The following is a 21,119-nucleotide window of genomic DNA, read 5'->3' as shown; positions in this document are numbered from 1 at the left end:
GCGGCGTTCACTCGTCCTCCGGCTGAGGCACACCGAGTTCGGTGAGGAATGACTTCGCCCAATGCCCCACATCGTGGGTGCGTAGATGGCGCTGCATTGTCCGCATTCTGCGGCGTGCCTCCGGCTTCTCTACATGCACGGCCCTCAGTAGGGCGTCCTTGACCGCGTCAGGGTCGTGCGGGTTACACAGGAACGCCTGGCGCAGCTCTGTGGCGGCGCCGGCGAACTCGCTGAGTACGAGTGCACCGCCCTGGTCGGCGCGCGATGCGACGTACTCCTTGGCTACCAGGTTCATCCCGTCTCGCAGCGGGGTCACCATCATCACGTCGGCGGCGGCGTACATCGCGGCGAGCTCAGTGCGACTGTACGACTGATGCAGGTAATGCACCGCCGGCACGCCGACCCGGCCGAACTCGCCGTTGATCCGGCCGACCTCGCGCTCCACCTTCACGCGCAGGGCCTGGTAGTGCTCCACGCGCTCGCGGCTGGGCGTGGCGACCTGCACCATGACCGCGTCGGGGACTGTCAGCTTTCCGTCAGCCAGCAGCTCCCGGAAGGCCTTCAGCCGCAGCTCGATGCCCTTGGTGTAGTCGAGCCGGTCGACGCCGAGGATCACCGTCTTCGGGTTGCCCAGCTCCTCGCGGATCTCCTTGGCGCGGGCCTGGATCGCCGGGTCGGCGGCGAGGCGCTCCATCTCCTTCGTGTCGATGGAGATCGGGAACGCGCCGGCTTTCACCTGGCGGCCGTCGACCTGGATCATCTGCCCCTCGTAGCGCAGCCCGAGCAGGTGCCGGGCCAGCCGGACGAAGTTCTGCGCGGCGAGGCGCTGCTGGAACCCGACCAGGTCGGCGCCGAGCAGGCCGCGCAGGATCTCGGTGCGGAACGGCATCTGCATGAACAGCTCGATGGGCGGGAACGGGATGTGCAGGAAGAACCCGATCCGCAGATCCGGCCGCAGCTCACGCAGCATCGCCGGGACGAGCTGGAGCTGGTAGTCCTGTACCCAGACCGTCGCGCCCTCGGCCGCGACCTCCGCCGCGGCCTCCGCGAAGCGGGCGTTGACCAGCCGGTACGCCTCGCGCCATCGGCGCTTGTAGGCCGGGGTCTCCACCGCGTCGTGGTAGAGCGGCCAGATCGTCGCGTTGGACTGACCCTCGTAGTAGCGCTCCAGCTCCTCCGCGCTCAGCGGCACCGGGTGCAGCCGGATGCCCTCCAGGTCGAAGGGCTCGGGCGCCGCGCCGGTGCCCCCGGCCCAGCCGACCCAGGTGCCCTGGTGCTCGGCGAGGACGGGATGCAGGGCGGTCACGAGCCCGCCGGGGCTGCGACGCCACTGCCGTCCCTCAGGTGTGCTCACCTCGTCGACGGGTAGCCGGTTCGCCACTACGACAAAGGAGCTGCGGACGGTCACGTTCGGCCACCTCCGGGTGCTGACGGGTCAACCGCGAATGAGCGTACTGAGCCTAGCTGCGGCTTCTTGGGCCCCGTGCCGGAGTCACCTACCCTTCCCACGATGGTCCAACCCCCGACGTGATCTTGTCGATACCCCTGCTCGAAAACAAGGGTGTCGCGGCGTGCCGGGCGCGTCGGGGCGGGGTGATGTGGGCGCGGCGACGCGTACCTGTCAGGATTGACGATGGCGTGCGTGCGGCCGGCAGCGGCCGGCGGCGGGCGGAGAACGCGGCCCGCGCCCGCGCCACCGGCCCCAATCGCAACCCTACGGAGGTAGCCCGCACCGTGGCCCAGTACATCTACGTCCTCGAAAAGGCGCGCAAGGCGCACGGCGACAAGGTCGTGCTCGACAATGTGACGCTGAGCTTCCTGCCGGGGGCCAAGATCGGTGTGGTCGGTCCGAACGGCGCCGGTAAGTCCAGCCTCCTCAAGATCATGGCAGGGCTGGACCGGCCGAGCAACGGCGAGGCCCGGCTGATGCCCGGCTACACCGTCGGCATGCTCGCCCAGGAGCCCCCGCTCAACGACGCCAAGACCGTGCTCGGCAACGTCGAGGAGGCGGTCGCCGAGACCAAGGCCAAGCTGGAGCGGTTCAACTCCATCGCCGAGCAGATGGCGACGGACTACTCCGACGAGCTGATGGAGGAGATGGGCAGGCTCCAGGAGGAGCTCGACCACCTCGACGCGTGGGACATCGACTCCAAGCTCGAACTGGCGATGGACGCGCTGCGCTGCCCGCCGCCGGACGCCGACGTCACCCAGCTCTCCGGGGGCGAGCGGCGCCGGGTGGCGCTGTGCAAGCTGCTGCTGGAGGCCCCCGACCTGCTGCTGCTCGACGAGCCGACCAACCACCTGGACGCGGAGAGCGTCTCCTGGCTGGAGCAGCACCTGGCCAAGTACGCCGGCACCGTGATGGCCATCACCCACGACCGGTACTTCCTCGACAAGGTGGCGGGCTGGATCCTGGAGCTGGACCGCGGCCGGGCCATCGGCTACGAGGGCAACTACTCCACCTACCTGGAGAAGAAGGCCGCCCGGCTGGCCGTCGAGGGCCGCCGCGACGCCAAGATGAAGAAGCGCCTCACCGACGAGCTGGAGTGGGTGCGCTCCAACGCCAAGGCCCGCCAGACCAAGTCGAAGGCCCGCCTCGACCGGTACGACGAGATGGCCAACGAGGCGGAGAAGACCCGCAAGCTCGACTTCGAGGAGATCCAGATCCCGCCGGGCCCGCGCCTGGGCAGCACGGTGATCGAGGCGCGGCACCTGAGCAAGGGCTTCGGCGACCGGCTGTTGATCGACGACCTGTCGTTCTCGCTGCCGCGCAACGGCATCGTCGGCATCATCGGCCCGAACGGCGTCGGCAAGACCACCCTGTTCAAGACGATCGTGGGGCTGGAGGAGCCGACCAGCGGCGAGGTCCGGGTCGGCCCCACGGTCTCGCTGTCGTACGTCGACCAGAACCGGCAGGGCCTGGACGGCGACAAGACCGTCTGGGAGGTCGTCTCCGACGGGCTCGACTACCTGATGGTCGGCAAGGTCGAGATGCCGTCGCGGGCGTACATCGCCGCGTTCGGGTTCAAGGGGCCGGACCAGCAGAAGCCGACCAAGGTGCTCTCCGGCGGCGAGCGCAACCGGCTCAACCTCGCGCTGACGCTGAAGATCGGCGGCAACGTGATCCTGCTCGACGAGCCGACCAACGACCTGGACGTGGAGACCCTGTCCAGCCTCGAGAACGCGCTGCTGGAGTTCCCGGGCTGCGCCGTGGTCATCTCCCACGACCGGATGTTCCTGGACCGGGTCGCCACGCACATCCTGGCCTGGGAGGGCGACGACGAGAACCCGGCCCGCTGGTTCTGGTTCGAGGGCAACTTCGACGCGTACGAGAAGAACAAGGTCGACCGGCTCGGCGCGGAGGCCGCCCGCCCGCACCGGGTCACCTACCGCAAGCTGACCCGTGACTAGTAGCGCGGAGCGTCGCCGACATGAGTGACCGGTTTGTCTACCACTGCACGCTGCGGTGGTCCGACCTGGACGCGTACGGCCACATCAACAACTCACGCTTCCTCACGCTCTACGAGGAGGCCCGGGTGGCGTTGATGTTCGCCGGCGGCCGGGCGTGGGGAGTGGGCTCGTTCGCCGACGGCGTCGTCATCAGCCGGCACGAGATCGACTACCTGCGCCCCGTCGAGTACGCGCTCGGCCGGGCCACCGCGGAGGCCGCCCCCACGGTGCGCATCGAGCTGTGGGTGGAGGAGATCCGGGGCGCGTCGTTCACCGTCGCCTACGAGCTCTTCGACGGCGAGGTCCTGGCCAGCCGCGCCCGCTCGGTGCTGGTGCCCTTCGACCTGACCCGGCAGCGGCCCCGGCGGATCACCGCGCAGGAGCGGACGTTCCTGGGCACCTACGCGCCCGGTGGCGTGGTGGCGTGACGGCCTCCGACGGGTCGGCCGCCGTCGCGGGAGGCGGTGGCGCGACGGCGGCCGGCGGGCACGCGATCGCGGACACCGCTGACGCGGGGGCCTTTCTGGCCCGCCTCGTCCGACTGGACCCCGTCGCGCCCGTCCGGCTCCGCTCGGCCGGCGCGACGGGGCGTACGGCCCTCTGGGGGCGCCTGCCGTGGGGCGTGCTGGTCGTCCGGACGGTGGCCGGCGAGGGCCCCGGCGACGTCACGGTCTCGGCCGGCGAGCTGCTGGCCGAGTTGGCGGCGGGCGGCGGGGCCCTGCCGGTGCGGCGCGACGAGCGGTGGCGGTGGCCGTTGCCGCCCACGGCGAGCCGCCGGGTGGAGACGCTGCCGGGCGGGGAGCTGCGGCGGGTCGCGGCGGCGGCGGCGGGCGCCCTGCGCGACGCCAGCGCGCACGGTGTCGGTGGGCGTGCGGTCGGGCAGCGGGCGCTGCGGGACGCGTTGCTCGACCACGTGCCGGTGGTCGTCACCCCCGAGGACCCGCCCGGCGAGCCGGTCGAGGTGACCCAGCGGCTGGTCCAGGGGGTGGTCCGGATGGGCTTCCTGGGGGCCGCCGAGGCGTCCACCGAAACGGGTGGCGGCGGCGACGTCCAGGTGCGGTCGGCCGGCCGATGGGTCGGCCTGGTGGGACCGTACGGAGCCGCCTGGTCGCAGAAGGCCACAATTCTCGCCGTGCGGCCCGTCTGACCTCATCCGTTTGGATGACCCCTCATCATTCTTCCGTCCCGGGGCTGTCGTTGGGGGGGTGCTTCAACCCGGCTGTCCGGGTACCGTCCATCCTCGGATCCAACGCACCGTAGGCGACTGGATCCGCTGGGGAGTGAGGTGCGCGAGCGATGCCGTGGTGGTCATGGCGCCCCGGTCCCGCCGACGGCGGCGACTCGGAAATGCGGAGCGGGATCACAGTGGAGAGCACCGTGCGGGTCGGGCCACCGGCCCCCCGCCAACCGGGAGACGACTGCCCACCGGCGGAGCGAGCCGTGATCGCGGACATGCCCGCCACGGTCGAGCCGGTGACCCTGCGCCGCGTGTGCGACGCGCTCGACATGCTCGACGTGCGTTACCTGGCCGACGGCGACGGCAACCTGCTGGCCATGTGGGAACGGCACGCCGTGCTGGTCGCGCTGGAGGGTCCGGAAGACGAGATCCTGGTGATGCGGGCCCGTCCGCACGCGACCGTGCCGCCGGACTGGGCCGACCGGGCCTACCGGGTGGTCAACGAGTGGAACCACACCCGCCGCTTCTGCAAGGCCTACGTCGGCGACCCGACCGAGCGCGGCCAACTGCCGATCTACGCGGAGTTGCAGGTGCCGTTCGGCGCCGGGGCGCACGACGCGCTCCTGGTCGAGATGCTCGACTGTGGCGCGGCGGTCGCCACCAGCTTCGTGGACTGGCTGCACGACGAGGGCGCCCTGCTCTGAGGGCCGGCGCGGCTGCGGCGTCCGGGCGGCCCGTCCGGCGCCCGGCGCGGGCCGGCCCGGCGGGCCCACCCGGTCAGGCCGGTCCCGCCGGGTCCTCCATCGCGTTGACCATGAAGTAGGCGGCCCGCTCCAGGTAGTCCCACAGCGCGGTGGCGATCTCCGGTGGCAGGTCGAGCCGGTCGACGGCGCGGCGCATGTGCAGCAGCCAGGCGTCGCGCTCGGCGGCGCCGATCCGGAACGACGCGTGGCGCATCCGCAGCCGCGGATGCCCCCGCTGTGTCGAGTACGTGTTGGGCCCGCCCCAGTACTGCATGAGGAACAGGGTCAACCGGTCCGCCGCCGGGCCCAGCTCCTCCTCGGGATACATGGGGCGCAGCAGCGGGTCGGTGGCCACCCCCGCATAGAACTCGTCCACCAGCTTGCGGAAGGTCGGCTCGCCCCCGACCGCTTCGAAGAGGGTCATCGACGCACCGGGACGGTCGGATTCACCTGCGGCATTCACCGTTCCATCCTGCCAGGTGCCAGCGCGGCCGGCGGGGCGGTGCAGGCGTGGGCCGGATCACCGGCTGCCGCTGGTGTCCCGCCTCGACCGGGCGACCGCCCAGCGGCGTTCCGGCCCGTCGGCCCGCTCGTCATCGGACGCGCCGCGCGCGGCGCTGGGACGGACCGGACCGGCCGGTGCCCCGCTCTGCTGCTCGGCCGCCATGATGGCCGCCTCGATCGTCGGGCGGCTCGGCCAGTACAGGGCGGCGACCGCCATCAGCAGCACCCCGACGGCGCTCCAGACCCCGACCACGAGCGGGATGGAGTAGCGCTCGGCCAGCAGCCCCGTGACGAGGACGGCCATGCCCTGGATCACCTGGACCCCGGTCGCCATCACGCCGAAGGCGCGGGCCCGGAAGCCGTCGGGCAGGGCCCGGACGAAGAGCCCGTTGGCCACCGGCAGCATGCCGGCGACGGCGAACCCGCAGGCCGCGGCGAGCAGCGCCACCACCAGGGGCGGGGGGTCGAGCAGGGCGGGCACCAGGGCCAGTGGGGAGAGCACGGCCAACGGCCGCATCAGGCTCAGCCGGCGGTCCGGCCCGAAGGCGCGGCTGACGATCAGACCGCCGAGGATGAAGCCGACGGGGTTCGCCGCCATGATGATCGCCTGGGCGGCGCCGGCATCCAGGCCGCCGGCCCGCTCGCTCGCCCAGGCGGCGGCGAGGCCCTCCGGCACCACCGAGAAGAGCATGGCGGCGAAGACCAGCAGGGCGATGGCCCGCAGCACGGGGGTGCCGAACACGATCTGGAAGCCCTGCGCGGTCTCCCGCAGCAGGTGACTGCGGTGCGCGGCGGTCATCGCCGGCGGTCGGTCCGCCACGCCGAAGCGGACCAGGGCCGCCGACAGGGCGAAGGTCGCCGCGTTCACCAGGAGCGCGGCGGTCGGATCGAACGCGGCGATGGCGGCGCCCGCCAGGTAGCCGACGACCTGGGCGGCCTGGCCGACGCTGCTGATCATCGAGAGCCCGACCACCAGGCGGTCCCCGGTGAGGATCAGGGGGATCAGCGCCGACTTGGCGGCCTGGCTCGGTGGGTTGGCGAGCGTGGTGGCGAAGAGCAGGGCCAGGATCGCCGGCACGGGCATGCCGGGGATGGCGATGCCCACCATCAGCACCATCCGCACGAGGTCGCAGATCATCATGACCTGCCGGTAGCGGTGCCGCTCCGCGAGCGTGGCGAGCAGGGGGCCGCCGACCAGCCAGGGCAGGTAGCTCACCGCGAAGGCGGCGGCGGAGAGCGCGACGGAGCGGGTCTCCTCGTAGACCAGCAGGGTCACCGCGGCCTTGGCGACGTAGTCGCCGATCCAGGACAGCGCGCTCGCCGAGAAGACGGCGGCGTATTCGCGTTGGGCGAACACCTCGCGGAAGGTTGCGGGGCCTTCCGGGGATGGCCGCTCGTCGGGCACCGTCGCCTCCATCGTTCCCTGGCGGGCCACTCGTGATGGACGGCCCGGGAACTGTCGTCAGATGTGCGGATCAGCGAGGACGTGATCACGCTCCGGGGAGCGCGTGAACCGGATTTTGCCCGATCCTCCGACGAGTGGCTAGGGCACGGGGGTTGATCGTCGCATCTCCGACTGAACGAACGGACGATACCCGAGGGGCCGCCCGGCTCGCGACCCCCGACGGTCGTCTGCCCGGCGCCTCAGGCGGCGCCCCCCGCCCCGGTCTCGCCGGGGGCGCGGACCGGGACGCCGGGATAGAACCGGGCGGCGGCGATCTTGGCGGTGATGCCGGAGTTCTCCAGCGACTCGGCGAGCCGGCGGCGCAGCTCCCGGCCGACGGCGAACTGCCCGTCGGCGGTTGTCTTGACGACCGTGCGGATGACCGCGCCGTCGACAGTCATCTGCTCGACGCCCAGCACCTCGGGCGCCTCCACGATCTCGGGGGCCAGGTCGGGGTCCATCGCCACGGACGCGGCGGCGGTACGTAGCACGGCCGTGGCCTCCTCGGTGCCGGCGAAACCGATCGGCAGGTCGACCACCACCAGGGCCCAGCCCTGACTCTTGTTGCCCACCCGGACGATCTCGCCGTTGCGGATGTACCAGAGCACGCCCCGCCCGTCGCGCACCGTGGTGACCCGCAGCCCGACCGACTCCACCACGCCGGTCGCCTCGCCGAGGTCCACGGTGTCCCCGACGCCGTACTGGTCCTCGATCAGCATGAACAGGCCGGCGAGCAGGTCCTTGACCAGGCTCTGCGCGCCGAAGCCGAGGGCCACGCCCGCGATGCCGGCGCTGGCCAGCAACGGGGCCAGGTCGAAGCTGAACTCCTTGAGGACCATCAGCAGCGCGATGCCGAAGATGAACGCGGTGCTGAGGCTGCGCAGCACCGAACCGATCGCCTCGGCCCGCTGCCGACGCCGCTCCGGGATGAACTCGCCCGGCTCGGCGGCGGCGGTGGGGATCCGCTCGCGCAGCGGACGCAGCATGGTCGGCACGCCGGCGTCGGTGGTGGTGCGCACCAGCCGGCTGATCGTCCGGTGCACCAGCCACCGGGCGGCGATCGCCAGCAGCAGGACCAGCACGATCCGCAGCGGCTTGAGCAGGATCCAGTAGCTGCCCTCGGCGAACCACACCGAACCCGTCATGTCGTAGACGCCCTTGCAGAGGACGTCGCCCAGGCAGGTCGGCGAGGGGTCGGCGTCCGGCGCGTCGACGGCGGGCAGGGCGAACGGCGTCAGATTGGCAGCGGTCACGCTGTCTTCGTACCGCACCCGCCGGGACGGGACGCCGTCGGCCCTCCACGCCGTGACCCCGTCGGGCGGGGCGCCCGGGTCGGCGGGGGCGAACCGGCCATCCTGACATGAGCGGGGAACGCTTCCGGAGGGACCCCGACATTAGTGCGTGCAATCGCGGGGCCGATCAGGGACGATGGGCGCACGGACGTCGGTGATCCGGCCGGCGTCGGCCGTGGGGGGTCGCTGTGCCCGTTTCCGGCCGGCGGTGGCGAGCAAGGAGCCGCTGAACCGGGAGGGTGAACGCGATGCCTGACATACGACCCACGGTGGGCTCCGGTGCGCTGGTCCTCAACGCCACCTACGAGCCGCTGTGCGTCGTGTCGGTGCGCCGCGCCGCCATCCTCGTGCTCTCCGCGAAGGCGATCTGCGTCGCCGACGGCGAAGGCATCCTGCACAGCGCCCGCGACGCGCTGCCGGTGCCGTCGGTCGTCCGGCTCACCCGGTTCGTGCGGGTGCCCTACCGCACCCACGTCGGGCTGTCCCGCCGGGCGATCTTCGCCCGGGACGGCTGGCGCTGCGCCTACTGCCGGGGGCCCGCCGAGACCATCGACCACGTCTTCCCACGCAGCCGGGGCGGCCGGCACGCCTGGGAGAACGTCGTCGCCGCCTGCGCCCGGTGCAACCACACGAAGGGCGACAAGACGCCCGCGGAGCTGGGTTGGCGGCTGCACGCGCTGCCCGCGGCCCCGAAGGGCACCGCGTGGCGGGTGCTCGGTCACCGGGCGCCGGATCCCCGCTGGGCCGACTGGCTCGACCTGCGCGAGTCCGAGGCCGCCTGACCCGTCAGCCCGTACGGGCCCGCACCAGGGACGCGAAGACCACCACGTTGTCGGCGTACCCGGTCTCCCCGCCCACCCAGCGCCCGCCGCAGGTGATCACGCGCAGCCGGGGGCGGCTGAAGTCCCCGAAGACCTCGTCCGCCGGCAGTTCGTCCTTGCCGAAGCGCTCGACGGAGTCCACCTCGAAGACGGCCACCGAGCGGTCCTGCCGGGCCACCTCGATCCGGTCGCCGTCGCGCAGGTCCCGCAGCTTGTGGAAGACGGCCGGGCCGGTGGTCGTGTCGACGTGCCCGACGATCACCGACGGGCCGTACTGACCTGGGGTCGGTCCCCGGTCGTACCAGCCGGCCTCCTGCGCGCGGGCCGCGTCCGGCGCCGCGATGCTGCCGTCGGCGGCGATGCCGACGCCGTGCACGGGCGCCCGCACGTCGATCGGTTCGATGGTGATGCCGACGGGCCGGCTGGCGGGCAGCACCGGGAACTTCTTCGGCGTGGGCCGCAGCGCCGCGAGGAACCGGTCGGGCAGCACGCTCACGCCGACGACCCGCTCCACGCCGAGCATCGTGATGATCAGCGCCATCAGCGCCCCGATGACCAGGACCGGCAGGCCGGGTCCCCGGCCGGAGGCGAACCGGCGGCCCGCCGGGATCCGGCGGTACCGGGGTCGGGCGGGCAACGGCCCGGCCGCCGGGTCGGTGCTGGCGACGCTCGCCGACACCGCCTCCCCGGCCACCCGGCGCAGTCGCCGGGCGGTCGCGGCCGCCGCCCGGCGGGACGCCCGCAGCGCCCGCCGGGTGCCCGCCCGGACCCGGCCCGGATCGGATCGCCTGGTACGCCCCTGGGAGCCGGCCATGGCGACGGCGGGTCAGGAACCGGGCCCGGTCCGGCGGCGGTTGCCGAAGAACCCGAAGCCCACGGCCAGGCCCACCACCGCGACCCCGCCGACGAGCAGCAGGGTGCCGGTGCCGGAGCTGCCGGCGGTGCCGCCGCCCCCGGTCGCCGGACCCTTGCTCGGTTGGTCCATGTTCAGCACGGTGAGCGTGGTGGTCGCGGTGGGACCCTTGTCGCAGCGCAGGTCGACCGGGTAGTCCCCGGGTTCCTTGCCGCCCGGGACGGTGGCCTGGCCGGTCAGGAAGCCGTTGTCCGGCCGCAGCACCACCGGCCCGCCGAAGGCGTCGGAGCGCACGGTGGCCTGGCGGTTGTTGGCGTTGTCGCAGCCGGCCCGGATGCTGACCCGGGTGCCGGCCTGCGCGCTGTTGGGCACCACCTCGACGAATGTGTTCTCCGTCGCCCACGCGGGTGCGACGGTGGTCAGGACGAACGCCCCGATCAGGCCCAACACGGTCAGGGCGCGGGTCAGGGCACGTTGGAACGCGGTGAGCACCGGCATGATTTCCCCCCTCCGGCGACGAACGCCGGAATCCTCCCCCGGGCAACAGTGCCTGCTTTCCCACTGGCCCGGGGGCAAACCCGGGGGCGGGCTCAGCGGGAGTGCTCGGGGGGCGGCAGCGGGGTGACCGGTTGCCACCCCAGCGGGGTGGAGAGCACCATCGTGCTGGACGGCTGGCCGTACGGGGCGAGTCGGTCGATGACCGCCTCGAAGTCCCCGATCGACCCGGCGGCCACCCGGAGCATGCTGCACGCGTCGCCGGTGATGCGGTGGATCTCCAGGATCTCGGGCCAGCCCGCCACGTCGGGGTCGTGCAGGATGCACCGGGCCCCGTAGCAGGACATCCGGATCAGCGCGACAACGGTGCGCCCGGCCCGGGTCAGGTCGACGTGGGCGTGGTAGCCGGTGATCACGCCGGACTCCTCGAGCCGGCGGACCCGCTCCGCGACGGCCGGCGGCGACAGGTGCACCCGCCGGGAGAGTTCGCTGAAGGAGAGGCGCGCGTCCGCCTGTAGTTCCCGCAGCAGCGCCCAGTCCATGTCGTCCATGCGGCGACCTTACTTTCCCGAAGTCGAATCGCACTCATGCCTTTGGCGCCGCAGGTCAGGTGCGTCGAGCGCCGTTGATCCGGCATTCCGTCGGGGGGTTCGGCCGAGAGACCATGTCGTCAGCCCGGAAACGGCCGACGGTCGGCCGTCGTGGGCGACGGAGCAGAGGGAGGCCACCGGTGGAGCAGACGGACCTGCGCGTACCCGCCGAGGCGGCGGTGCGCCCGGCGACGCCGCGCCAGCGCGCGGCCCGCGCCGCCCGCAACGGCGGCGAACCGACGCTGGAGTTCACCGAGCGGGTGCCGTACGACACGTACGTGCAGGCCAGCACGCTGCACCGGTTGCAGCAGCCGCTGAGCGACGACCCCGGCGAGATGTCCTTCCTGGTGGTCAGCCAGATCATGGAGCTGTACTTCGGGCTGACCTGCCACGAACTGCGCGAGACGCAGCGGCTGCTGCGGGCCGACCGGGTGTTCGACGCGCTCGCCCCGCTGCGCCGCGCCGCGCTGCACCTGGAGGGGCTGAACGGCGCCTGGAACGGGCTGCGCTGGATGACCCCGGCCGACTTCAACCGGTTTCGCAACCTGCTCGGCGAGGGTTCCGGCTTCCAGTCCGCGATGTACCGGCACCTGGAGTTCCTGCTCGGGCTGCGCGACGAGACGCTGATCCGGCCGTTCCGGCGGCAGACCGACGTGTACGCCGAACTGCGCGCCACCCTGGCCGCGCCGAGCCTCTGGGACGACGTGCTCGCCCTGCTGGCCCGGCACGGCCACGACCTGCCGGCCGACCTGCTCGACCGGGAGTTCACCGCCGAGCACCAGCCGCACGCCGCCGTGGAGGCGGCCTGGGTGCGGATCTACGCCGAGCCCGGCCCGGAGAACCACCTGCGGATGCTGGGCGAGGCGCTGACGGAGGTGGCCGAGCAGTTCGGCGACTGGCGTCAGCACCACGTCAAGGCCGTGCAGCGCACGATGGGCGCCAAGGTCGGCAGCGGTGGCTCCGCCGGGCTGGCGTGGTTGCAGCGCAGCATGGCCCGGGTGGTCTTCCCCGAGCTGTGGTCGGCCCGGACAGCGATGTGACCCGAGAGCGAGACGATCTGATGACCACCCCCGCAGCTGAGTCGTCCGGGTACGCCGCCGGTGAGGCCGAGGCACGCCGCCTCGACGCCGCCGATCCCGGGCACCGCCACCTGTTCCACGTGCCGGCGGCCGACGGCGGGCGCTTCCGCGACGCCGCGTACCTGGCCGGCAACTCCCTCGGCCTGCAACCCCGGGCCACCCGCGACGAACTCCTCGCCGATCTGGACGCCTGGGGGCGGCTCGGCGTCGAGGGGCACCTGGAGGGGCGGCGCCCCTGGCTGCCGTACCACGAGCTGTTGACGGCGCCGGCCGCGCGACTGGTCGGCGCCGCCCCGGCGGAGGTCGTGGTGATGAACTCCCTGACGGTCAACCTGCACCTGCTGATGGTCAGCTTCTACCGGCCGGCCGGGGCGCGCACCAGGATCGTCATCGAGGACGGCGCGTTCCCCTCGGACAGCTACGCGGTACGCAGCCAGGCCCGCTTCCACGGCCTCGACCCGGACGCCACTGTGGTCCGGCTCCGACCGCGCGCCGGCGAGGACACCCTGCGCACCGAGGACGTGACCGGCTACCTGGCCGCCGAGGGCGACACGGTGGCGCTGGTGCTGCTCGGCGGGGTCAACTACCTGACCGGTGAGCTGATGGACATCCCGGCGGTCACCGCCGCCGGCCGCGCGGCGGGGGCGGTGGTCGGCTGGGACCTGGCGCACGCCGCCGGCAACGTCCCGCTGGCCCTGCACGACTGGGACGTCGACTTCGCCGCCTGGTGCTCCTACAAGTACCTGAACGCGGGGCCCGGCGCCCTGGCCGGGGTCTTCGTGCACGAGCGGCACCTCGGCGCGACGGACCTGCCCCGCTTCGAGGGCTGGTGGAGCACCGAGGCGGCCACCCGGTTCGAGATGACCCCCGAATCCCGGCCGCCGGGCACCGTCGAGGCCTGGCAGATCTCCAACCCGCCGATCTTCGCGATGGGCCCGGTGCGGACCTCGCTGGAACTCTTCGACGCCGTCGGGATGCCCGCGCTGCGGGAGCGCAGCGTCCGGCTCACCGGCTACCTGGCGGGGCTGCTCGACGAGGTGACCGCGCACCGCCCGCTGCGGGTGGTCACCCCGCGCGAGCCGCAGCGGCGCGGCTGCCAACTCTCGGTGCGCATCGCCGGGGGCAGCGCGGCCGGGCTGGCCAAGCGGCTGCGTCACGAACACGGCGTGGTCGCCGACGCCCGGGAACCCGACATCATCCGGTTCGCCCCGGTGCCGCTCTATTCCTCCTATCACGACTGCTGGCGGGTCGCCGAGGCGCTGGCCGCCACGGTGGAGGTGCACCGGTGAGCGCGCACAGCCAACCGGGTCCGCGAACGGAAGGAGACCCGGTGCCCGACGAGCGGGACGAGATCGCGGTGGTGGGGGCCGGTCTGGCCGGCTGCCTGCTGGCCTGCTTCCTGGCCCGGCGCGGCTACCCGGTGGCGCTCTACGAGCGGCGGCCCGACCCGCGTACCGGCACAGTGGAGCGGGGGCGCTCCATCAACCTGGCGCTCTCCGAGCGGGGCCTGGACGCGCTGCGCCGCATCGGCCTGGACGAGCAGGTGCTGGCCGACGGGCTGCCGATGCGCGGCCGGATGGTCCACCCCGTCGAGGGCGAGGCGCGGTTCCAGTCCTACAGCGCCGCCGGCGACCGGGCGATCAACTCGATCAGCCGGGGCGCGCTGAACAACGCCCTGCTCGACGCGGCCACCGCCCTGCCCGGGGTGCGGGTCGCCTTCGACCACCGGCTCGTCGGGCTCGACCCGGCCAGCGGCGCGATGACCTTCGAGACCCCGTCGGGCACGGTCGCGGCCACCGCGCCGGTCGTCCTCGGCACCGACGGCGCCGGCTCGGCGGTACGCGGACAGCTACTGGCGTACGGGCTGCTGACCGAGACCGTCGACTTCCTCGACTACGGCTACAAGGAACTGACGATCCCGCCGCGCGACGGGGACTTCGCCCTCGATCCGCAGGCGCTGCACATCTGGCCACGCGGGACCTCGATGATGATCGCGTTGCCGAATCCGGACCGCTCGTTCACCTGCACGCTCTTCTGGCCCACCCACGGCACCGCCAGCTTCGCCTCGCTGGGCAGCCCGGCGGCCGTCGAGCGGCACTTCGCCGAGCACTACCCGGACCTGCCGCCGCTCGCCCCGGGCCTCGTCGACGACTACCAGCACAACCCGGTGGGTGTGCTCGGCACCGTGCGCTGCACGCCGTGGCAGGCGTACGGGCGGGTCGGGCTGCTCGGCGACGCGGCGCACGCCATCGTCCCGTTCTACGGCCAGGGCGCGAACTGCGCCTTCGAGGACGTGGTCGAGTTGGACCGCTGCCTCGACGAGTGCGCCGACGACTGGAAGCGGGCGCTGCCGCTGTTGCAGCGACGCCGGCAGGCCAACGCCGAGGCCATCGCGCGGATGGCGCTCACCAACTTCGTGGAGATGCGGGACAAGGTCGCCTCGCCGCTGTTCCAGGCCGGCCGCAAGGTCGAGCACGCCTTGGAGCGGCTGCTGCCGGGCCGCTACGTCTCCCGCTACGAGCTGGTGTCCTTCTCGACCACCCCGTACGCGGAGGTGGCCCGGCGGGTGCGCCGGCAGCACCGGGTGCTCGGCGCGGTGGCCGCCGGGGCGGCGGTGTTGCTGGCCGGCGCCGTCGGCCGCGCGCTGACCCGGGGGAGGCGTCGATGAGCGCGATCTGGGATCCCCGGCTGATGGCCGGGCGGGCGCCCGACGGGCCGGGCCTGCTGCGCAACTTCGTCGGCGGCGAGTTCGTCGAGGCGGGACGGCGGTTCGTCAAGCGCAGCCCGGTCACCGGCGAGCCGGTCTTCGAGGTCGTCGAGGCCGACCGGTCGTGCGTGGACGACGCGGTCGCCGCCGCCCGGGCGGCGCTGCGCGGGCCGTGGGGCCGGATGGGGGAGCGGGACCGCGCCGACGTGCTGCGCCGGGTCGCCGACGAGCTGGAGCGCCGCTTCGACGACCTGGTGACCGCCGAGGTGGCCGACACCGGTAAGTCGATCTCGCAGGCGCGGACGCTGGACATCCCGCGCGGCGCGGCGAACTTCCGGGCCTTCGCGGAGACGGTGACGACCACCCCGACGGAGTCCTTCACCACCGTCACCCCGGGCGGCGGGCGGGCGCTGAACTACGCGGTGCGCAAACCGGTCGGCGTGGTCGCCGTGGTGGTGCCGTGGAACCTGCCGCTGCTGCTGCTGACCTGGAAGGTCGCCCCGGCCCTGGCGTGCGGCAACGCGGTGGTCGTGAAGCCCAGCGAGGAGACGCCCGCGTCGGCGACCCTGCTGGCCGAGGTGATGGCCGCCGCCGGTGTGCCCGACGGCGTGTTCAACCTGGTGCACGGCTTCGGCCCGGACTCGGCGGGGGAGCTCCTGACCCGGCACCCCGGGGTGGACGCGATCACCTTCACCGGCGAGTCGGCCACCGGGGGCACCATCATGCGGGCCGCCGCCGAGGGCGTGAAGGCGGTCTCCTTCGAGCTGGGCGGCAAGAACGCCGGGCTCGTCTTCGCCGACGCCGACCTGGACGCGGCGGTGGCCGGCTCGGTGCGTTCCAGCTTCACCAACGGCGGCCAGGTGTGCCTGTGCACGGAGCGGATCTACGTGCAGCGCCCCGTGTTCGAGGAGTTCACCGCCCGGCTCGCGCAGCGGGCCGCCGCGCTGCCGTACGGGTGGCCGGCCGACGAGGCCACGGTGAACATGCCGCTGATCTCGCACCAGCACCGCGACAAGGTGCTCGGCCACTACGAGCTGGCCCGCACCGAGGGTGCCGAGGTGCGCACCGGGGGCGGCTCGCCCCGCTTCGGCGACGCCCGCGACGGCGGCGCGTACGTGCTGCCGACGGTGCTGACCGGGCTGGGTCCGCGGGCGCGCACCAACACCGAGGAGATCTTCGGGCCGGTGGTGCACGTCGCGCCGTTCGACGACGAGGACGAGGCGTACGCGCTGGCCAACGGCACCCGGTACGGCCTGGCCGCGACGGTCTGGACCCGTGACGTCGGTCGGGCCCACCGGGCCGGCACCCGGCTCGACGCCGGCATCGTCTGGGTCAACACCTGGTTCCTGCGCGACCTGCGCACCCCGTTCGGCGGGGTGAAGGCCTCCGGCATCGGCCGCGAGGGCGGCGTGCACTCGCTCCACTTCTATTCCGAACTCACAAACGTCTGCGTGGACCTGACATGAGCGTTGATTACGAGGCGGCGGCCCGGGAACTGGTCGACGCGCGGGAGAAGGGCGGGCCCTGCCCGCCGCTGCGCGGGCGGCTGCTGCCCGAGGGGGACGTCGCGTCGGCGTACCTCGTCCAGCAGCTCCAGGTGCGCGAGTGGTTGCGGCGGGGCCACCGGCGGGTGGGCGCGAAGATCGGGCTGACCTCCCGGGCGGTGCAGGAGAGCTTCGGCGTCTACCAGCCGGACTTCGGCGTGCTGCTGGACGACATGGCGGTGCCCGACGGGGCCGAGGTCGCGATGGACCGGCTGCTGCAGCCCCGGGTCGAGGCGGAGGTCGCGTTCGTGCTCGGCGCCGACCTGCCCGACGAGCGGATCACGGGCGCGGACGTGACCCGGGCGGTCGACCACGTGCTGCCGGCGATCGAGATCGTGGACTCCCGGGTCGCCGGGTGGGACATCTCCATCGTGGACACGGTCGCGGACAACGCCTCCAGCGGGCTGTTCGTGCTCGGCACGGTGCCGCGCCGGCTCGCCGACGTGGACCTGCGGCTCTGTGGGATGGTCCTCGAACGGGCCGGTGAGCCGGTGTCGGTCGGGGCCGGCGCGGCCTGCCTCGGCAATCCGCTGCACGCGCTGCTGTGGTTGGCGCAGACCATGGCGCGCTCCGGCGACCCGCTGCGCGCGGGCGACGTGGTGCTCTCCGGTGCGCTCGGGCCGATGGTGCCGGTGACGCCGGGGGCGGCCTACGAGGCGCGGATCTCCGGGCTCGGGTCGGTCCGGACCTGCTTCGCGGAGGTGTCCGCATGACCGTCGGCGTGGCGGTGATCGGGTCGGGCAACATCGGTACCGACCTGATGATCAAGGTGTTGCGGCTGTCGGAGTCGCTGCGGATGGTGGCGATGGCCGGCATCGACCCCGACTCGGACGGCCTGGCGCGGGCCCGGCGCCTCGGCGTGGCGACCACCGCCGACGGCGTCGACGGCCTGGTGGCGATGCCGGAGTTCGCCGACGTCGAGCTGGTGTTCGACGCCACGTCGGCGGGCGCGCACCGGCACAACGACGCGGTGCTGGCCGCGCACGGTCGCCAGGTGGTCGACCTGACGCCGGCGGCCCTCGGCCCGTACGTGGTGCCGCCGGTCAACCTGGACGAGCACCTGGGCGAGCGGAACGTGAACATGGTGACCTGCGGCGGGCAGGCCACGGTGCCGATCGTCGCCGCCGTCGGCCGGGTGACCCCGGTGGCGTACGGCGAGATCGTCGCCTCGATCGCGTCGAGGTCGGCGGGGCCGGGGACGCGGGCGAACATCGACGAGTTCACCGAGACCACGGCCCGGGCCATCGAGGTGGTCGGCGGCGCCGGCCGGGGCAAGGCGATCATCGTGCTCAACCCGGCGGACCCGCCGCTGCTGATGCGCGACACCGTCTACTGCCTCTGCCCAGACGCCGACGCCGACGCCACGGCGATCGCCGACTCGGTGGCGCGGATGGTGGCGTCGGTGCGGGAGTACGTGCCCGGCTACCGCTTGAAGCAGGACGTGCAGTTCGACCGCGTCGACACGTACGTGCCGGCGTTGGGGCGGCACCTGACGGGATTGCAGGTGTCGGTGTTCCTGGAGGTCTCCGGCGCCGGGCACTACCTGCCGGCGTACGCGGGCAACCTGGACATCATGACGTCGGCCGCGCTGCGCACCGCGGAGCGGCTGGTCGCGTTGCGGCCGGCGGCCGTCGGGGAGGTGCCCGCATGACCGACCTGTACATCCAGGACGTGACGCTGCGCGACGGCATGCACGCCGTCGCCCACCGGTACACCGTCGGGCAGGTGCGCGCGATCGCCGCCGCGCTCGACGCGGCGGGGGTGGCCGCGATCGAGGTGGCGCACGGCGACGGGCTCGCCGGCTCCAGCGTCAACTACGGCCACGGCGCGGCCAGCGACGCCGAGTGGATCGCGGCGGCGGCCGAGGTGCTGACGAGTGCGAAGCTGACCACCCTGCTGCTGCCGGGCATCGGCACCATCGCCGACCTGCGGGCGGCGAAGGCGCTCGGCGTGACCAGCGTGCGGATCGCCACCCACTGCACCGAGGCCGACATCTCCGCCCAGCACATCGCGTGGGCGCGGGAGAACGGCATGGACGTGGCCGGCTTCCTGATGATGTCGCACATGTCCGACCCGGCCGGGCTCGCCGCCCAGGCCAAGCTCATGGAGTCGTACGGCGCGCACTGCGTCTACGTCACGGACTCGGGCGGCCGGCTGCTGATGTCGGACGTGGCGCAGCGGGTCGACGCGTACCGGCAGGTGCTGGAGCCGGCCACGCAGATCGGCATCCACGCCCACCACAACCTGTCCCTCGGCGTCGCCAACAGCGTCGTCGCGGTCGAGCACGGCCGGATCCTCGGCGACGGGGCGCCCGGCTCGGCGGCGGGCCGCACCGTACGGGTGGACGCGTCGCTGGCCGGGCAGGGCGCCGGCGCCGGAAACGCGCCGCTGGAGGTCTTCGTCGCGGTCGCCGAGCTGCACGGCTGGCGGCACGGCTGTGACGTCTTCGCGCTGATGGACGCCGCCGACGACATCGTCCGGCCGTTGCAGGACCGGCCGGTGCGGGTCGACCGGGAGACACTGTCGCTGGGCTACGCCGGGGTGTACTCGAGCTTCCTGCGGCACGCCGAGCGGGCGGCCGACCGTTACGGCGTGGACGTCCGGTCGATCCTGGTCGAACTCGGCCGGCGGCGCATGGTCGGCGGCCAGGAGGACATGATCGTGGACGTCGCACTGGACCTCGCAGGCAAGGAGAAATCATGATCGGGCCGGACACCGCGGGGATCGCCGAGCGGCTTCAGGTGGCGGCCGACACCGCCACCGCGATCGGGCAGCTGGCCGCCGAGACCGGTCTCGACGTCGACGCCGCGTACGCGGTGCAGACCGCGCTGCTGCAACGCCGGCTCGACCGGGGCGAGCGCCTGGTGGGGCTGAAGATGGGCCTGACCAGCAGGGCGAAGATGGCCCAGGTCGGCGTGGACGAGGTGATCTGGGGCCGGCTCACCGACGTGATGCGGGTGCCCGACGGCGGCGGCGTCGATCCGGCCGCCTTCATCCACCCGCGCGTCGAGCCGGAGGTCGCGTTCCTGCTGGACCGGCTTCCCGGGCCCGGCGAGCCGGTCGGTGCCTTCACCGACGCGGTGCGCGCTGTCGCTCCCGCCATCGAACTGATCGACTCCCGGTACGCGAACTTCACCTTCTCCCTGCCCGACGTGATCGCCGACAACACCTCGGCGGCGGCGTTCGTGATCGGGCCGTGGTGCCCGGTGCCCGACGGGCTGGAGAACCTGGGCGTGCTGCTGGAGATCGACGGGCGGGTGGCGCAGGTCGGCTCCACCGCCGCCATCCTCGGCGACCCACGGCGGGCCCTCGACGAGGGCATCCGGCTGGCCGGCCGGCACGGGGTGCGGCTGCGCGAGGGCTGGGTCTTCCTGGCCGGGGCCGCGACCGCCGCCGTGCCGCTGCGCCCCGGCGCCCACGTCCGCGCCGTGGTCGAGAAGCTCGGCACGGCCTCGCTGCGGGCGTCGGCGTGAGCGGGCAGGCGCGGGTCGTCGCGGGCAAGGCCGTCCCCCGGGGCGCCTTCCCGCACGTCAAGGTCGCCGGCGGGTTCGTCTTCGTCTCCGGCACGTCGTCCCGGCGGCCGGACAACACCTTCGCCGGGGTCGAGGTGGACGGGTTCGGCACCACGAACCTCGACATCCGGGCGCAGACCCGCGCGGTGATCGGCAACGTCCGGGACCTGCTGCGTTCGGTCGGCGCCGACCTGTCCGACCTGGTACAGGTCACCAGCTACCTGGTCAACATGAACGACTTCGGTGGCTACAACGAGGTGTGGGCCGAGTTCTTCGACGCGACCGGCCCGACCCGCACCACGGTGGCGGTGCACCAGCTTCCGCACCCGCACCTGCTCGTCGAGATCCAGGCCGTGGCACTTCTTCCGTCAGGAGGTCAGTCGTGAGTGAGATCGCGGAGCCGTTCAGCTTTCCCGGTTGGATCGCGGAGAACCAGCACCTGCTCAAGCCGCCGGTCGGCAACAAGGAGATGTTTCCGGGCGGAGACGACTTCATCGTGATGGTGGTCGGTGGGCCCAACGCGCGCACCGACTTCCACGTCGACCCGTACGAGGAGTTCTTCTACCAGGTCAAGGGCAACATGCACGTCAACCTGATGACCCCGCAGGGGCCGCGTACGGTGCACGTGCGCGAGGGGCAGATGTGGATGCTGCCGCGCGGCACCCCGCACTCGCCGCAGCGTCCGGAGCCGGGCTCGATCGGGGTGGTGGTGGAGCGGGTCCGCGAGGAGGGCACCCTGGAGAAGTTCCAGTGGTACTGCGCCGAGTGCGGGCACAAGGTGCACGAGGTGGAGTTGCAGGTCCGCGACATCGCCGCCGACCTGCCGCCGGTCTTCGCGGCGTTCTACGCCGACGAGGCCGCGCGTACCTGCGCCGACTGCGGCGCGCTGCACCCGGGCAGGGGCTGAT

At 73.0% G+C, this 21,119-nt stretch carries 22 protein-coding genes; 15 read left to right on the top strand and 7 right to left on the bottom strand.

Features of this window, described 5'->3' with window-relative positions; all coding sequences use genetic code 11:
• Positions 1 to 7: 7 nt before the first annotated feature.
• A complete protein-coding gene (locus tag ACQ452_RS22505) occupies positions 8 to 1,408 on the bottom strand; it encodes an alpha,alpha-trehalose-phosphate synthase (UDP-forming) (protein ID WP_433387092.1) in 1,401 nt (466 codons plus the stop codon).
• Between the two features lie 326 nt (positions 1,409 to 1,734).
• On the opposite strand from ACQ452_RS22505, the gene ettA reads away from it, so the two are divergent.
• The 4 genes from ettA (at position 1,735) to ACQ452_RS22485 (ending at position 5,331) form a co-directional block, all read left to right on the top strand.
• On the top strand, positions 1,735 to 3,411 hold the full coding sequence (gene ettA, locus ACQ452_RS22500) for an energy-dependent translational throttle protein EttA (protein ID WP_433387090.1): 1,677 nt from the start codon (positions 1,735 to 1,737) through the stop codon (positions 3,409 to 3,411).
• Positions 3,412 to 3,431: 20 nt separating this feature from the next.
• A complete protein-coding gene (locus ACQ452_RS22495) occupies positions 3,432 to 3,878 on the top strand; it encodes an acyl-CoA thioesterase (protein WP_433387089.1) in 447 nt (148 codons plus the stop codon).
• A 65-nt stretch (positions 3,879 to 3,943) separates the two neighbouring features.
• Positions 3,944 to 4,597, top strand: a complete 654-nt coding sequence (locus tag ACQ452_RS22490) for a hypothetical protein (RefSeq protein ID WP_433394339.1) — start codon at positions 3,944 to 3,946, stop codon at positions 4,595 to 4,597.
• Positions 4,598 to 4,746: 149 nt separating this feature from the next.
• Positions 4,747 to 5,331: a YbjN domain-containing protein gene (locus tag ACQ452_RS22485; RefSeq protein ID WP_433387088.1), complete on the top strand. Its 585-nt coding sequence runs from the start codon at positions 4,747 to 4,749 to the stop codon at positions 5,329 to 5,331.
• A 73-nt stretch (positions 5,332 to 5,404) separates the two neighbouring features.
• Here the strand turns inward: ACQ452_RS22485 and ACQ452_RS22480 are convergent, their stop codons facing one another.
• The 3 genes from ACQ452_RS22480 to ACQ452_RS22470 form a co-directional block, all read right to left on the bottom strand.
• Positions 5,405 to 5,794: a globin gene (locus ACQ452_RS22480; RefSeq protein WP_433387086.1), complete on the bottom strand. Its 390-nt coding sequence runs from the start codon at positions 5,792 to 5,794 to the stop codon at positions 5,405 to 5,407.
• Positions 5,795 to 5,890: 96 nt separating this feature from the next.
• Positions 5,891 to 7,291 carry an MFS transporter gene (locus ACQ452_RS22475; protein ID WP_433387084.1) on the bottom strand — a complete coding sequence of 467 codons (1,401 nt, stop codon included), beginning with the start codon at positions 7,289 to 7,291 and terminating at the stop codon, positions 5,891 to 5,893.
• 227 nt (positions 7,292 to 7,518) lie between these two features.
• Positions 7,519 to 8,571, bottom strand: coding sequence for a mechanosensitive ion channel family protein (locus ACQ452_RS22470; protein WP_433387082.1), 1,053 nt, complete (start codon positions 8,569 to 8,571; stop codon positions 7,519 to 7,521).
• Between the two features lie 287 nt (positions 8,572 to 8,858).
• Between ACQ452_RS22470 and ACQ452_RS22465 the strand changes: the two genes are divergently transcribed.
• Entirely contained in the window at positions 8,859 to 9,392 is a 534-nt protein-coding gene (locus ACQ452_RS22465) for an HNH endonuclease (protein ID WP_433387081.1), read from the top strand.
• Between the two features lie 4 nt (positions 9,393 to 9,396).
• Here the strand turns inward: ACQ452_RS22465 and ACQ452_RS22460 are convergent, their stop codons facing one another.
• The 3 genes from ACQ452_RS22460 to ACQ452_RS22450 all read right to left on the bottom strand — a co-directional run bounded on the left by ACQ452_RS22460 (position 9,397) and on the right by ACQ452_RS22450 (position 11,330).
• The gene (locus tag ACQ452_RS22460) at positions 9,397 to 10,245 is read right to left on the bottom strand and encodes a class F sortase (protein ID WP_433387079.1); all 849 of its coding nucleotides are present in this window, start codon (positions 10,243 to 10,245) and stop codon (positions 9,397 to 9,399) included.
• A 12-nt stretch (positions 10,246 to 10,257) separates the two neighbouring features.
• Positions 10,258 to 10,734: a hypothetical protein gene (locus tag ACQ452_RS22455; RefSeq protein WP_433394337.1), complete on the bottom strand. Its 477-nt coding sequence runs from the start codon at positions 10,732 to 10,734 to the stop codon at positions 10,258 to 10,260.
• Positions 10,735 to 10,874: 140 nt separating this feature from the next.
• Positions 10,875 to 11,330 (bottom strand): Lrp/AsnC family transcriptional regulator, encoded by a 456-nt coding sequence (locus tag ACQ452_RS22450; RefSeq protein ID WP_433387077.1) that lies wholly within the window; start codon positions 11,328 to 11,330, stop codon positions 10,875 to 10,877.
• Positions 11,331 to 11,509: 179 nt separating this feature from the next.
• Here ACQ452_RS22450 and ACQ452_RS22445 point away from each other — a divergent pair, with 179 nt between their 5' ends.
• Genes ACQ452_RS22445 through ACQ452_RS22400 form a run of 10 tightly spaced genes read left to right on the top strand, consistent with a single transcriptional unit; the run spans position 11,510 to position 21,118 of the window.
• The gene (locus ACQ452_RS22445) at positions 11,510 to 12,409 is read left to right on the top strand and encodes a tryptophan 2,3-dioxygenase (RefSeq protein WP_433387075.1); all 900 of its coding nucleotides are present in this window, start codon (positions 11,510 to 11,512) and stop codon (positions 12,407 to 12,409) included.
• A 20-nt stretch (positions 12,410 to 12,429) separates the two neighbouring features.
• Positions 12,430 to 13,737, top strand: a complete 1,308-nt coding sequence (kynU, locus tag ACQ452_RS22440; protein WP_433387073.1) for a kynureninase — start codon at positions 12,430 to 12,432, stop codon at positions 13,735 to 13,737.
• A gap of 41 nt (positions 13,738 to 13,778) precedes the next feature.
• On the top strand, positions 13,779 to 15,116 hold the full coding sequence (locus ACQ452_RS22435) for an FAD-dependent oxidoreductase (RefSeq protein ID WP_433387071.1): 1,338 nt from the start codon (positions 13,779 to 13,781) through the stop codon (positions 15,114 to 15,116).
• A gap of 23 nt (positions 15,117 to 15,139) precedes the next feature.
• Positions 15,140 to 16,621, top strand: coding sequence for a 2-hydroxymuconic semialdehyde dehydrogenase (locus tag ACQ452_RS22430; RefSeq protein WP_433394335.1), 1,482 nt, complete (start codon positions 15,140 to 15,142; stop codon positions 16,619 to 16,621).
• Entirely contained in the window at positions 16,618 to 17,412 is a 795-nt protein-coding gene (locus ACQ452_RS22425; protein ID WP_433387069.1) for a 2-keto-4-pentenoate hydratase, read from the top strand. Before ACQ452_RS22430 ends, ACQ452_RS22425 begins: the two co-directional genes overlap by 4 nt.
• Positions 17,409 to 18,350 carry an acetaldehyde dehydrogenase (acetylating) gene (locus ACQ452_RS22420; protein ID WP_433387067.1) on the top strand — a complete coding sequence of 314 codons (942 nt, stop codon included), beginning with the start codon at positions 17,409 to 17,411 and terminating at the stop codon, positions 18,348 to 18,350. Before ACQ452_RS22425 ends, ACQ452_RS22420 begins: the two co-directional genes overlap by 4 nt.
• Positions 18,347 to 19,402 (top strand): 4-hydroxy-2-oxovalerate aldolase, encoded by a 1,056-nt coding sequence (dmpG, locus tag ACQ452_RS22415; RefSeq protein WP_433387066.1) that lies wholly within the window; start codon positions 18,347 to 18,349, stop codon positions 19,400 to 19,402. Before ACQ452_RS22420 ends, dmpG begins: the two co-directional genes overlap by 4 nt.
• Positions 19,399 to 20,172: a 2-keto-4-pentenoate hydratase gene (locus ACQ452_RS22410; RefSeq protein ID WP_433387064.1), complete on the top strand. Its 774-nt coding sequence runs from the start codon at positions 19,399 to 19,401 to the stop codon at positions 20,170 to 20,172. The genes dmpG and ACQ452_RS22410 overlap by 4 nt, the downstream gene beginning before the upstream one ends.
• Positions 20,169 to 20,597 carry a RidA family protein gene (locus ACQ452_RS22405; protein ID WP_433387062.1) on the top strand — a complete coding sequence of 143 codons (429 nt, stop codon included), beginning with the start codon at positions 20,169 to 20,171 and terminating at the stop codon, positions 20,595 to 20,597. Before ACQ452_RS22410 ends, ACQ452_RS22405 begins: the two co-directional genes overlap by 4 nt.
• Positions 20,594 to 21,118 (top strand): 3-hydroxyanthranilate 3,4-dioxygenase, encoded by a 525-nt coding sequence (locus ACQ452_RS22400; RefSeq protein ID WP_433387061.1) that lies wholly within the window; start codon positions 20,594 to 20,596, stop codon positions 21,116 to 21,118. The genes ACQ452_RS22405 and ACQ452_RS22400 overlap by 4 nt, the downstream gene beginning before the upstream one ends.
• Position 21,119: the final 1 nt, after the last annotated feature.

Origin of the sequence: Micromonospora sp. KLBMP9576, from assembly GCF_050941805.1 — a bacterium.
In the GTDB taxonomy this organism is placed as follows: Bacteria; Actinomycetota; Actinomycetes; order Mycobacteriales; family Micromonosporaceae; genus Micromonospora.
Note: the sequence above shows the minus strand (reverse complement) of the source record. Positions and strands in the feature narration are given on the sequence as shown.